This window comes from Bradyrhizobium genomosp. I (2014) (genome assembly GCF_000261685.1).
Taxonomy (GTDB): domain Bacteria; phylum Pseudomonadota; class Alphaproteobacteria; order Rhizobiales; family Xanthobacteraceae; genus Bradyrhizobium.
In genome coordinates, this window is the sequence record NZ_AJQE01000432.1 from 1 (window position 1) to 12,071 (window position 12,071).

The 12,071-nt window shown below is 58.2% G+C and carries 10 protein-coding genes and 2 pseudogenes; 1 reads left to right on the forward strand and 11 read right to left on the reverse strand.

The features are described from left to right. The 11 genes and pseudogenes from hypB to IC50_RS37205 form a co-directional block, all read right to left on the reverse strand. Positions 1 to 327 (reverse strand): hydrogenase nickel incorporation protein HypB (gene hypB, locus IC50_RS43600; protein ID WP_244429721.1); only part of this gene is annotated, 327 nt, incomplete at its 3' end. Further along, positions 273 to 575, reverse strand: a complete 303-nt coding sequence (locus IC50_RS43605; protein WP_014497976.1) for a hypothetical protein — start codon at positions 573 to 575, stop codon at positions 273 to 275. The genes IC50_RS43605 and hypB, both read right to left, overlap by 55 nt. A gap of 209 nt (positions 576 to 784) precedes the next feature. Then, positions 785 to 1,126, reverse strand: a complete 342-nt coding sequence (gene hypA, locus IC50_RS37155; protein ID WP_011084541.1) for a hydrogenase maturation nickel metallochaperone HypA — start codon at positions 1,124 to 1,126, stop codon at positions 785 to 787. Beyond that, the gene (locus tag IC50_RS43610) at positions 1,119 to 1,472 is read right to left on the reverse strand and encodes a nickel-dependent hydrogenase large subunit (RefSeq protein WP_014497978.1); all 354 of its coding nucleotides are present in this window, start codon (positions 1,470 to 1,472) and stop codon (positions 1,119 to 1,121) included. Before IC50_RS43610 ends, hypA begins: the two co-directional genes overlap by 8 nt. Positions 1,473 to 2,307: 835 nt before the next feature. Beyond that, a pseudogene (locus IC50_RS44120) lies at positions 2,308 to 3,164 on the reverse strand (hydrogenase expression/formation protein). Positions 3,165 to 3,736: 572 nt separating this feature from the next. Further along, positions 3,737 to 4,027, reverse strand: coding sequence for a HypC/HybG/HupF family hydrogenase formation chaperone (locus IC50_RS37175; protein WP_011084536.1), 291 nt, complete (start codon positions 4,025 to 4,027; stop codon positions 3,737 to 3,739). A gap of 2 nt (positions 4,028 to 4,029) precedes the next feature. Further along, positions 4,030 to 4,628: pseudogene (locus tag IC50_RS37180) on the reverse strand (HyaD/HybD family hydrogenase maturation endopeptidase). A gap of 34 nt (positions 4,629 to 4,662) precedes the next feature. Continuing rightward, positions 4,663 to 5,397, reverse strand: coding sequence for a Ni/Fe-hydrogenase, b-type cytochrome subunit (gene cybH / locus IC50_RS37190; protein WP_011084533.1), 735 nt, complete (start codon positions 5,395 to 5,397; stop codon positions 4,663 to 4,665). Beyond that, entirely contained in the window at positions 5,360 to 7,150 is a 1,791-nt protein-coding gene (locus IC50_RS37195; protein WP_035716643.1) for a nickel-dependent hydrogenase large subunit, read from the reverse strand. The genes cybH and IC50_RS37195 overlap by 38 nt, the downstream gene beginning before the upstream one ends. A 13-nt stretch (positions 7,151 to 7,163) precedes the next feature. Continuing rightward, entirely contained in the window at positions 7,164 to 8,255 is a 1,092-nt protein-coding gene (locus IC50_RS37200) for a hydrogenase small subunit (RefSeq protein ID WP_011084531.1), read from the reverse strand. 645 nt (positions 8,256 to 8,900) lie between these two features. Then, a complete protein-coding gene (locus IC50_RS37205; RefSeq protein ID WP_011084530.1) occupies positions 8,901 to 9,512 on the reverse strand; it encodes a molybdate ABC transporter permease subunit in 612 nt (203 codons plus the stop codon). 1,107 nt (positions 9,513 to 10,619) lie between these two features. Between IC50_RS37205 and dctA the strand changes: the two genes are divergently transcribed. After that, a complete protein-coding gene (gene dctA / locus IC50_RS37210) occupies positions 10,620 to 11,936 on the forward strand; it encodes a C4-dicarboxylate transporter DctA (protein ID WP_011084529.1) in 1,317 nt (438 codons plus the stop codon). Positions 11,937 to 12,071 lie beyond the last annotated feature (135 nt).

Here is a 12,071-nt window from a genome sequence, read left to right on the forward strand (position 1 = left end):
GTCCGAATTTGCGAGGCCAGCTCTCTCGATGGTCTTTTCCAAATCGAATTCAAGCAGCGGCGCCAGATCGATCTTGTTGATCACCACGAGGGATGAAGCAGCAAACATATCAGGACATTTGAGGGGCTTGTCTTCACCTTCCGTAATCGAGAACACCACGATCTTGCAGGCCTCGCCAAGATCGAAGGCAGCGGGACAGATCAGATTACCGACGTTCTCGATGAAGAGAATGCCGCCTGAAAGCAGGGGCAAGCGGCGATAAGCTCCGCCGATCATTGCAGCATCGAGATGACAATTCTTGCCGGTATTGATTTGAACGGCTGGCACGCCGACAGCCTGAATACGTTCAGCGTCGTTCGAGGTCTGCTGGTCGCTTCGATGACACCGACCGGGCGGCTGCGCTTGAGCTCGGACGCGGCACGGACCAGCAGCGTCGTTTTACCTGCACCGGGACTGGATAAAAGATTAAACACGAGAACGTCATCGGCAAGGAAGAGGGCCCGGTTGACCGCCGCAATCCCATTATTCTTGCCCAGGATATCGCGCTCGATCTCGATGACCTGCTTTCCGCTCATGCCCCCGACCCTTGAATCAGCCGAGCCGGCGCCGCCGCTCGGAAGCGGCTGTATGCCATGTGCCTGATGGTGGGCCGGCCGGCGAAGAGGAGAATGGCCATCGCAAGAGTCCCGCACATGGTCATTGTATCGCTCGTGGCTCTTCGCATCATTTGTCCTCGAGTGTTTGGTCGTCGGTGTACCTTCCGTGCAGCCGCAAACGGTACACATCAATCGATCTCCAGCGCTTTCACGCGCATCTGTTCGCCCGCGGTTACCTGCAACTGATAACTGCCGCAGCAAGGACAGCAATCACCCCGGCGTGCAATTTCAACGCTCTTCGAACAGCTCATGCACCAGGCAACGCCCGGTAGTTCAACGATATTAAGCGCGGCGCCTTCGGCAACGGTCCGCATTGCAGCGACAGCAAAGCAGAACCTGATCGCTTCAGGCGCGGCATGACTCAGCGTTCCCAATTCCAAACAGACGCTCCGCACCCGCGAAGAGGATCGCTCCCGTACCTTCTCCTCGACGATCTGAATGATCCCCATGCAAATGGCCATTTCATGCATCGTGAAATTCACGAAAATTGAGAGTGAACCCGACGCACGGATCCAGCGACGCAATCACCGCGTGGACTGCATCACAGCGCCGCGGAGCTGTCAGCACGGCGCCCTGCAGGTTCCGTACAAGCGGTCCGCGCTTATGGAAATTCCACTCCGTCGGCGCCAGGAATTCGAAGCGAGATATCCGGCCGTGAGCGTCAAGCTCAACAGCGTGGTAGAGACGTCCCCTGGCGCATTCGACCGCGGCCGCTGCACGACCGGGCCCAAGCTTATATCTTTCGATAATCCCATGCTCTGCGGTATCCGGCTGAGCGCCGGCCTCAAGCCAGGCACATAGCCCGGACGATTTCAACTATTCTGGCCATCAGCCGCTCGGCCGCACCGAAGGGTCTCAGCAAGAACCGATCCCGGGTCATTTGGCGCGCCCAAGGACCCGTCTCGGGCACATGTCCTTCCAGATCCGGACAATCGCAAAACGTCGAATCACCCCCGAGCAATCGCTTCGCGATGTTGAAGTCGTCAGCAGCGGACAGGAACGAGTATGCTGCCGGAGCCGACTTCAAGCCGGCCTCATGAAGCGCCGCGACGCGAAGCGACAGTGGGCTGCCGGACCTGAGCGCGCGTCCCTCATTCGGTACGCCCAGCGCGGCCAGCGCCGCCGCGATCCGCGCTGTTGCTTCCCGTTGAGGGGGGGCACGAGGCTCGCTGGGCGGAGCGAACAAGCGCTGACAATTCCGACATCAGGGAGCGGATTGCTGCCGCACTGGCGACCTCTAGCGTGAGATGTCCGGCAAATAGGCCCCGTGCCAAATCCATGATGCGCTCGGTAACGATCAGCGCAATACGATGCTGTTTTTTTTGCGAGGGTGATCACTTCGTCGCGCGCCGTTTCGATCGCGGTCAACAGTGCGGTTTGCTGCGCAGCGGCACATAACGCGAAGAGCCGCGGCACTGCGTTGAGCAGTGACGAGGCCTGCTTTCCGGCGAATATCCGACCCAGCGGCGGCCGGACTCGCGGCTGGATCTCGACCGAGGCGACTACGTCGGCAGCTAGCAATACGCGGACATGGATTTTGTTGCTTGCAGTGAGGTTCATGCGCAATGCTGCCCCCTCCCCCCGCGCAAGCTATGATCCATCCGAAGGCGCCGTCTGTGGGAACGCAACTGATGTCGAGTGCCCGAGCGCATCATGTGAAGTACGCCTCGAGAATTTCCTGCACGCGTCCGGCAGAGTCCTGGAAATCCTCGTCGGCAGCCAACGCAACAATCGGCACGCCCCCGACCTCCACCGTATCAAGGATGATGTTGTCCGTAGAATTGAAGAACTGCACGGACCAAACATTCCTAGTCCCGGTCGCCTGCACTCTGCAGGCACCGTAGCCCCGCAACATGAGTTGGACGGGTCCGTTGCCCAAGCTTTGCTGCAGGAATGTCAAGTCGACAACGCTCATTGGCAGTAACGTCAGATTGATGACATGCGCATTCATGCAAAATTGCCAGACGCTGGCCCGCTCGCGTATTTCGGCCAGCACCGGTTGAACGTTCATCGCGCCATCCGGCGGCGTGTCAATCAGAAGTTCGGTTGATGTCAGGTCAGTTGCGGCACGCCGGACAATCTGCGGAATCGCTCCAACCTCGACATATTCGTGCGCCGGTTCGGTTCCGATGCGCACGCGCCAGATTCCGGCATGCACGGACTCCCGGATTTGTGCCAAACTGCCGTCCGGCAACGCAACCACCCGGTCACCTCGCCTTCCCCGAGCAATTCGTCAATCAGCTTGCGCTCGGCATCGCTGAAATTTGCGAGTCCGTACAATTGTGTCGGATCACCGCTTCTCTGACCCCCAACAGCAGCAGCGACATTTGACATTAGCAGGGCAGCGTTCGGATACTTCCTTGCACGTTCGTCGCAAACCCGCCAAACGCGATTGACAAGCGCACTTGTCGCGCCGCGATAGAATACATCGAGAGTTCCAGAACCTGTGGTAAAGCCGCTCGCCGCGCGGCCGGCGCCGCCAGATACAACGGGGATCGCTGCTTTCACGATGCGATGTTCCATTGTCTGTGTCGAGGGGTATTGCACTTGACGGCGCCGGTGCTGCCGGCGAGTGCCCAAAGGATCGGTGAGGAGATGCGGTTGATCGTGAGCAAACGATCCGGTCTCTTGCCGATCAGGCAGAGTATATTGTTCCTCGGGGATAGGCGCGGCGTCGACAGTCTACGCTGGCCGGGCCGGCCGGTCAGTGTGCCACCAGGGCCGCGCGAGGGTGCTTCACTGATCCGCAGAATATGTAGGGGATCAGCCGCCGGCAGCGGCATCAAGGTCGCCTTCCTGGGAACGTGCGCGACCAGGCGCGCATCGGCGCTAACGCCCTCCACGTCGTCGGACGGAGCGGGCCGTGTCAGAGCATGCTGAGCCGGCTGCAACTTCATCACACTCCTCTCTGATCATGATCGGTTCTGCCAGCATGGCGGTTAGCAAGGCGCATGCCAATCATCTCTAGGTGCGCGAGTCGCGTTCGACCCAACGGCGTAGCGCCTGACGTTGTCCAAGCCGATGGTCCTGCGACTGGAATCCGGTCTATGAACCCCAGCCGGTGCAAGGGAGCGGAAGCGCTAGCGTAGGTGCTCCGGCAATTGCGGCTCGTGACCGATCAAGTCCGCAAAGAAGCGATCGCAGCTCTGACCGTTGAGGCTGGCCTCAAGCCCGTCAAGTGCTTTGCAGATCAGCCTTGCTTCGTTTTCGTCCAGGAGCCGCACTGCGCTGTCGATATGAACGAGCACCTTGGCGCCGGCCCGTACATCAGCGAGCAGCACGACGGAGATGCGCCGCTGCTCATTGCCATACTCGCATAACGCGGTGACACCGTCGGTCTCGACAATCGTCATTGGCAAGCCAAGGCACATAATCAGCCGCAGGCCGCTAGATCGGCTCTGCCTTTCATTTCATAATTCGCATGGTCAATATTGTTCGCCAACAGCCGTTCTGATGCAGGCAGCGGCGCACTCCGCGGTTTTGCCGGCGAGTCCCACTGCTCTAGGAGCTTACAGGCCAGTCTAATCGCGGGGGGAATCTGAAAGCGCACCGGCGCGGTCAGCGGACCGCCCCAATTCTCCAGACCCATCGGCTGGCAGCCGATAAGAGCGAGCTCTCGCGGGCGGCGGCCAAGCAAATCGGCCGCGCTCAAGACCTCCTGGAAGCCCATCTGATGCAGGCTCACCTTCTTGGCCCCCGTGAATTTTGGCACTTCGTCATCTCGTACAAGCTCCAACTGCCCGGGCAGCAATCCATAGTCGATGGCGTCGAACACGATCAGGCAGTCGGCCCCCTCAAGAAAACTAACGAGGTAGAGCCCCTGGGTGCCGCCATCGAGAACGGTGACGTATCATCGACCGCGTAGCTACGATGAAACTCCTCGACCGCACGCACACCGAATCCCTCATCGGCCCACAGAATATTGCCAATGCCGAGCACCAAAATCCGCTTTTTCTCTGTTGAATTGAGCATCCGCTTCCCAGTCAATCGCCAAACCAATGCTCACCTACTTGATAGAAGGGAAGCTGCGGCGCGACACGACGTCGTCCCAGAGCACCGCGTAGATGTGGACCAGCGCGAACATCACGATCACCCACAGGCCGAGATGATGCCAGGTGTGAAAGTCCTGGCTGTTCGGCCAGAGTGAAAACACCCAGCCGAACACCTTGTACTGCCAGCTGTCAGTACCGGCACCTTGCCCGTAAAGTGCAAAGCCGGTGACGACCATGAACGTGATCGTCTGCGTAAACATGAAGAACATTGCTAGCTGAGCAAGGCGGTTGTGCCCGAGGCCCCTTTCAGGCTCAACCGCAAGGAACGAATACCGGCGAATCTCGTGGTGCAACTCCCGCCAAAAGCACCGGCGCCAAAGCGGCACGCAAAAGATCTGCATGGCGTGCGCGTTTCCCATCAAGGCCCAGTAGATACGCAGAAGAAAGCCGGCGCTGAGTACATATCCCGCCGAGAAATGAGCAAAGCGGATATAGCCGAATAGAAAACCGCCGCTTGCCATTCCCCATATCGCCGGTGTCCCGGTTCCAATAAGATAGCCTGTTAAACTCAGTACCAGAATCGCGGCTGCATTAGCCCAATGCCAGAGTCGCACCAGCGCATAAATGTGGGCGGTGCCCCCACGGATGCTGCGACCAGCCAGTGCCGCATCGGCGGCGGCAAGAAACTTCTGAGCCCTGTTCCGCATGGGCCTAACGAACTCTAATTGAGGCCATTTCTTGACCCTCATGACTCATCACGTGCGTCGAGCAAGCCAAGCACGGATCAAAGGAGTGGATGGTGCGCAAAATCTCCAACGGGCGCTGCGGATCGGCCATCGGAGTGCCGATCAGCGAAGCTTCAAAAGCGCCAATATTGCCGCTTGAATCGCGAGGAGATCCGTTCCATGTCGTCGGCACGACACATTGATAGTTGTCAATCTTAGCGTCCTTGATCGTAATCCAGTGCCCGAGCGCACCGCGAGGCGCCTCAGTGAACCCGTAGCCTTTGGCTTCCTTGCGCCAGGTTTCCGGCCTCCACCTGCTGATATCGGCAGTTGCCGTGTTGCCCGCCTTGATGTTGATTACCAGCTTATCCTGGAAATGGCGCATCTGATGCGCCGCCCATTGGCATTCGAGCGCCCGCGCCGCAGTACGGCCAAGGGTCGAGAACAGCGCAGTCACGGGAAGATTGAGCCCCTTGAGCAGTCTCTCGGCGGGCTCCTTGAACTCGGCTTTGCCTTGCGCATAACCGATAATGTATCGGGCCAACGGCCCAACCTCCACGGCGCGGCCGCGCCATCGCGGCGCTTTGATCCAGGAATATTTGCCGCCTTCGTCGAGTTCTTTAATAGCTGTCTTGCTGCCTTTGAGTTTTGGCCCAAGTTCAAAACTCGGCTCGGTGATACCATCCCAGGGAAGCAGTCCGCAGCAATGGCCGGGGTATTTATACCATGAATGCGCGACGAATTCCTGGATCTGTTCGGGATCACCATGGTCGATCGGCAATATCTCCTTGAGATTGCCATCAAGAATGACCCCGCGCGGCAGCTTGAAACTCTCGCCGGAACAGTCATTGGCCTTTTCGGGGATATCGCCATAGGACATCACGCTTTTGCTCGAAAGACCGCCGCCGTGGAGCCAGTCCTTATAGTACGAAAAGATCGCGGCAATGTCGGGCAGATAGACCTGCTCGACAAACTCGATCGAACGGTCGATGATGGAGGATATAATGTTCAGTCGCTCCATGCCGATTGCGCCCACCGCTCCGATTCCGTCGATGTTGATCGCGCACGGCACGCCGCCCACCAGCCAATTTGGATGCGGGTTCTTGCCGCCATAAATCGCTTGGGTTTTGACGATCTCCTTCTGGAAGTCGAGTGCTTCAAGATAATGAGCTACCGCTATCAGGTTCGCTTCCGGTGGCAGTTTGTAGGCCGGATGCCCCCAATAGCCATTCTTGAACGGACCGAGTTGCCCTGATCCGAAGAATTTGCCGAGCCGGATCTGTAGATCCTTGAAATAGCCAGGGGATGACAGCGGCCAGGGCGAGATAGATTGCGCCAGTGTAGAGGTCGACTTGGGATCGTCCTTGAGGGCGGAGACCACGTCGACCCAATCCAACGAATGGAGGTGATAGAAATGTACGAGGTGATCATGCACGAGCAGGCACAGCTGCATGATGTTGCGGATCGAATTTGCATTCTCCGGAATCGTAATTCCTAGTGCATTTTCAACCGCGCGCACGGAGGTGAGCGCATGGGTACCGGTGCAGACCCCGCAAATCCGCTCGGTGAACGCCCATGCGTCGCGCGGATCGCGCCCACGCAGGATGACTTCGATGCCACGCCAAATCGTCCCGCTTGAGACTGCATTGCGGATCACATTGTCGGAATCGAGATTAGCTTCGATGCGCAGGTGGCCTTCGATGCGAGTCAGCGGATCGATAACGATTCGCTTGCCGGAACGATCGAGATTGAACCCATTCGGCGTCTGGACGGCCACCGTCGTTACCTCCTCAACTCGGCTTGCCTTTGTGGGCAGGGCGATCCGGCCGGTGCCTCAACCGCTTCGCGGCGGTGACCGCCGCGTGGGCAGCGACCGCTAGCCCCACCACGCCGGCAGCGGCCATGCCGATCTCGTCGGCGTTCTGCTCGATGCCGAACTGCTTGATGGTCGTGAGTCGGTCGTAAAATGACCCTTTATCCCAGAAGCCATCTTCGGAGCAGCCGAGACAGCCGTGGCCGGATTGAATGGGAAATGAAACGCCGCCGTTCCACCGAAGGGCCGAACAGGCATTGTAGGTGGTTGGTCCCTTGCAGCCCAACTTGTACAAGCAATAGCCCTTGCGTGCGTTGGTGTCGTCCCACTCTTCGACGAATTGACCAGCGTCGAAATGGGACCGCCGGTAGCACTTATCGTGAATGCGCTCGGAATAAAACATACTTGGACGCCCTTGGTGATCAAGCTTTGGAAGCTTTCCGAACGTGGTAATGAAAGTCACGAGGCCGCTCATGACCTCTGCGATCGGCGGGCCCCCGGGCACCTTGATGAAGGGCCTGTTGGTGATTAACTTATCGATCGGCACCGCGCGAGTCGGATTTGGCTTGGCCGCCTGCACGCATCCCCAGGACGCACACGTGCCCCAAGCGACGATCGCCATGGACTCTTCCGCCATCGACGTGAGCTTTTCAACGAACGGCTTGCCGCCGTCAATGCAGAACATGCCACCCTCGTTCAAGGGCGGGTTACCTTCAACGGCAAGCACATATCCGCCTTTGTACCTGGCACGGGTTTCCTCCAGGATGGCCTCAGCCTGGTGTCCTGCCGCCGCCATGATCATATGGTCATAGTCGAGCGAAATCATCGACAGCAGCGCGTCCTTGATCAAGGGATGAGCCGAGCGGATAAAGCTTTCCGAGCAGCAGGTACACTCAAGCCCGTGCAGCCAGATGACGGGCACTCGCGGTTTGGTTTCCAGGGCGTGCGCAATACTGCTTGCACCAAGCCCCAAGCTCGCGGCCGTGAAACTGCAGAATTTAAGGAAACTGCGACGCGTGATACCCTGTCGTCTGATCACGCCGTAGAAGGTTTCCGTTGCATCACCCATGAAACCTTCCAAGCGAGTTGTCGCCAGCGTTACGATTGGTGATGTTCGGCAAGAAACAAGCCAGCAGAGCGAAACACCTGAAAGATAACAAGCCACCGCTTTAAGATTTTCGGCTTGTCGAATCCGGCCAGCGTCCCAGAAGCTAGGCCATTGATCTGCTACGCTATTGGTGTCCAGTTTTCGACGTCGATGTGAGCACTTTAACAAATCAAGCCGATCGTTCACCGCTGAAGGGAACTACGCTCCTGCAGGCGGCACTCATGATGCCGATTGTTGAATAGAATTGGTTCAGTCGACGGGCACCACATTGCCCGGCCTCAATCAGACTTGCCGATCGCTGACCAACGGTGCGTTAAAGCGCTCATAATCGAACCTAATGCAGGCAGCACGTACCAACGCGGTTGCCGAGCAAGGAACAGAGCCCGCAAGGGACTGAGAATGTGGTGCGCACGTTGGCTTGACTTTAGGTCTGATTTGATCCGATCTGCCCCTGGTTCCAAGGGGCTCGTCGCCTACGGGGCTGTGCGCGGCGACAGGCTGGACGTTTAGAGCGATCGCCCTGGCAAACCTAAGATGATTCGTTGCCTCGCCCGGTACAATGTCTGTCGATGATGGCTAAGGTGAAGATTGTCGCAAATGCGAACATCACCATACCAGCGGCAACCACACTTCCTCGTGCCAGCGCGGCTCTTGGACGTAGTCCACGACATAGGCCGACAACACCTTGGTGCGTCCAGGAATATTTCCGCCGATCATCATCACGACGCCGAATGTGCCTATCGTGTGAGAAAATCCAAGCACGGCCGCTTTAACGAGCTCCAGTCGCGCCAGCGGTGCGATGATAGCAACGAAGCCATACAATGGCGAAACACGCCCTGTCATTTCCAACGGGTGATCGCCAACCGCAAGAAAGGCGTTACGTATCGGCTGCACGACCAACGGCAGCGCCGAGAGCACCGATCCGACCACGATCCCGACGAAGGTAAGAGCGAGCGTGCGCTCGCCCCAGAAAGAGGCGAGAACGCCGCCGGGTCCGTCGGGGCCGAGCAGAACGAGTACGCAAAAGCCGAGAGCCGCTGGGGGTAGTACCAGCGGAAGGGCAATTAGCGCAGCGACAGCCTCGCTCAGAAAAGTCTTTGAACGCGCCAGCCACCAGGCGAGGGGCACACCAATCACGAGGAGGATCACGGTCGTCACGCTAGCGAGCTCTATCGTGAGCGCAATGGATTGCGAGATCTCTGACGAATCAAAATCCATGTGCGTCAGCCCGCCAACGAGCGCAGGTCGCCGTATCGCGATAGTGATTGCCTGCACGTCGGGCTGCCCAGCGATGTGGTGCGAATAGCCATTTGTTCGTGCGGCAGCTCGCTCTGTCCCCCAAATTTACGCGCACCGTTTCTGCGAGCAAGAGCAGCATCGCAAGGCTCATCGGCAACTCCTGTGACAAGTCCGCTTCGTCCCACCCGACGGCGGCAGCTTCTCATTTGTCATCAGCAATTCGAGTGCCACGTGCGAACAGCGGCGGCGCTATGCTTATGTGAAAGCACTTTGCGTAGACGCCGACGTCACCGTGGAGTGGACCTAACGCTTTGTCAGGTTTCTGGCATCTTTGTTTCCAAGCGGACAGCAACAGCCGCCCAACGAAAACGGCAGACTCGACTCGAGAAATGCCTGTTTGGTTTGTCGGCGGCTCAAATCCCGTGCTCGCAGGGTCGGTAGCTGAACCGATCGCAAGAAGCCTGCCGGTCGGCAGCTACGCAAACGAAGTAGCTGAAAACTCGTCGTAAGGCTGGTTCGGCGACGCGGCAAAGGCGCGAGGGGCCGCGAGCGACGGCCGCTCCCCTGACCGGCTTAGCTTGCACATCGTCAGCACAGGCGTGGAGACAAACGCCGCGTCATCGACGAGATTGGCCGCTTGCGGAAAAACGCAGTCATCCATCAGAGGTCCTACCCGGGCAACGCAGCTCCTAGCCAGACTTCCATTCGGTAAATGCGTTCAATCCAAAATAGCAATTTTACCAACTGCACGTACTGCTGCACGATCTCAACACTCCAGCATTCCGCTAATGCGCGCTACGCTGCAGCCTAATGTTCGACCTTGCGAACACGGCTAAGAGCACTCAAGCCGATGCCACCGAAGGGAGGCCATTGTCCGCGACTTTTTAGTCCGCCGCAGTTTGGGATTTGGTGCATATCTTGCTTAGCGAGAAAGGACAACGCAACTAAACGCCTGCCTTTGGAAAGACGCGCCGGCTCTCGGACGCGTCTTCAATCGCGCAAGGCTATAATGATTAGTCTCGTATGACACTGTCGCCTCTCACCGAGCCGCGGCACACATTCGAGTATATTCGGGAAGGAAGCGTCATGACCACCATGGCAACCGCGGCGCCTGTGCGCGCGTCGCAAGCTTGGTATAAGATACTCTACGTCCAGGTGCTGATCGCAATCCTAATTGGCGCCATGGTTGGCTGCCTATGGCCGTCTGTCGCCACAAACGACTGGGTCAAGGCGCTCGGTGATGGGTTCATCAAGCTCATCAAGATGGTGATCGCGCCCATTATTTTCTGCACCGTCACGTCTGGCATTGCGCATATTCAAGATGCCAAGAAAGTCGGGTGCGTCGGCGTCAAGGCGCTGTTCTATTTCGAGATCGTCTCCAGCTTTGCCTTGCTGTTGGGCCTTGCCATGGGCAATCTGGTCCGGATTGGCCATGGCCTTGCGGTCAAACCGGATGCTGCGGCGGTCGCCAATTACGTCAAGCAGGCGGAAGCCTCGAAAACCGTCGACTTTATTCTCAACATCATTCCCGATAGCGTGGTCGGCGCCTTCGCTCGCGGCGATGTTCTGCAGGTTCTCCTGTTCGCGATCCTTTTTGGCTTCTCGCTGATGGCGTTGGGAAAGCGTGGCGAGCGTCTGCGCGGCATGATTGACGACGTCGCGCACGCGGTGTTCGGGGTAATAGCTATTGTAATGAAAGCGGCCCCGATCGGCGCCTTCGGCGCCATGGCTTTCACAGTCGGCAAGTTCGGGCCCGCAGCACTCGGCAATCTGATCGGTCTGATCGCGCTGTTTTACGTGACTGCTGCCCTATTCGTAGTAGTCGTGCTTGGTCTGATCGCCCGCCTCGTCGGCTTTTCAATCTTCAAGTTCCTTATCTATATTAAAGACGAGCTTCTGATCGTGCTCGGTACTTCATCCTCCGAAAGCGCGCTCCCTCAATTGATGGAGAAGCTCGAGCGGCTGGGCTGCTCCAAGCCGGTGGTCGGGCTGGTGGTGCCGACTGGCTACTCCTTCAACCTTGACGGCACCAATATCTATATGACACTTGCAACATTGTTCATTGCCCAGGCACTCGGTGTCGATCTCAGCTTTGGCCAGCAGCTCACGATCCTGCTAGTAGCAATGCTAACTTCGAAGGGAGCAAGCGGCGTCACCGGCGCAGGCTTTATCACGCTCGCTGCGACATTATCGGTAGTAAACCCAGCTCTGGTGCCGGGCATGGCAATCGTGTTTTCTATCGACAAGTTCATGAGCGAGGTGCGCGCCCTCACCAACATCATCGGCAATGGCATCGCGGCTGTGTTCGTATCCTGGTGGGAAAGCGAGCTCGATCACGTGACGCTGCAGACTCGGCTCAACAAGTCCACCGCTTCCACTACTATCGACACTACAAGCACATGAGGTAGGTCCCGGATCTGAACCGCCGCCATTCGGACACGAATACTCCCCCTGCGCTCTCCGGCGCACAGCATTATTCCGCGCCGCAGCCAGGGCAGCTGCCCCTGAGAGGCTAGGGTCCAGACTCAATTGAGCCAA

What these genes read in the sequence shown, in the direction of transcription:
- IC50_RS37200 (WP_011084531.1), bottom strand. Translation starts at nt 8,255, where the DNA reads ATGGGTGATGCAACGGAAACCTTCTACGGCGTGATCAGACGACAGGGT.
- hypA (WP_011084541.1), bottom strand. Translation starts at nt 1,126, where the DNA reads ATGCATGAAATGGCCATTTGCATGGGGATCATTCAGATCGTCGAGGAG.
- IC50_RS37175 (WP_011084536.1), bottom strand. Translation starts at nt 4,027, where the DNA reads ATGTGCCTTGGCTTGCCAATGACGATTGTCGAGACCGACGGTGTCACC.
- IC50_RS43605 (WP_014497976.1), bottom strand. Translation starts at nt 575, where the DNA reads ATGAGCGGAAAGCAGGTCATCGAGATCGAGCGCGATATCCTGGGCAAG.
- dctA (WP_011084529.1), top strand. Translation starts at nt 10,620, where the DNA reads ATGACCACCATGGCAACCGCGGCGCCTGTGCGCGCGTCGCAAGCTTGG.
- cybH (WP_011084533.1), bottom strand. Translation starts at nt 5,397, where the DNA reads ATGAGGGTCAAGAAATGGCCTCAATTAGAGTTCGTTAGGCCCATGCGG.
- IC50_RS37205 (WP_011084530.1), bottom strand. Translation starts at nt 9,512, where the DNA reads ATGGATTTTGATTCGTCAGAGATCTCGCAATCCATTGCGCTCACGATA.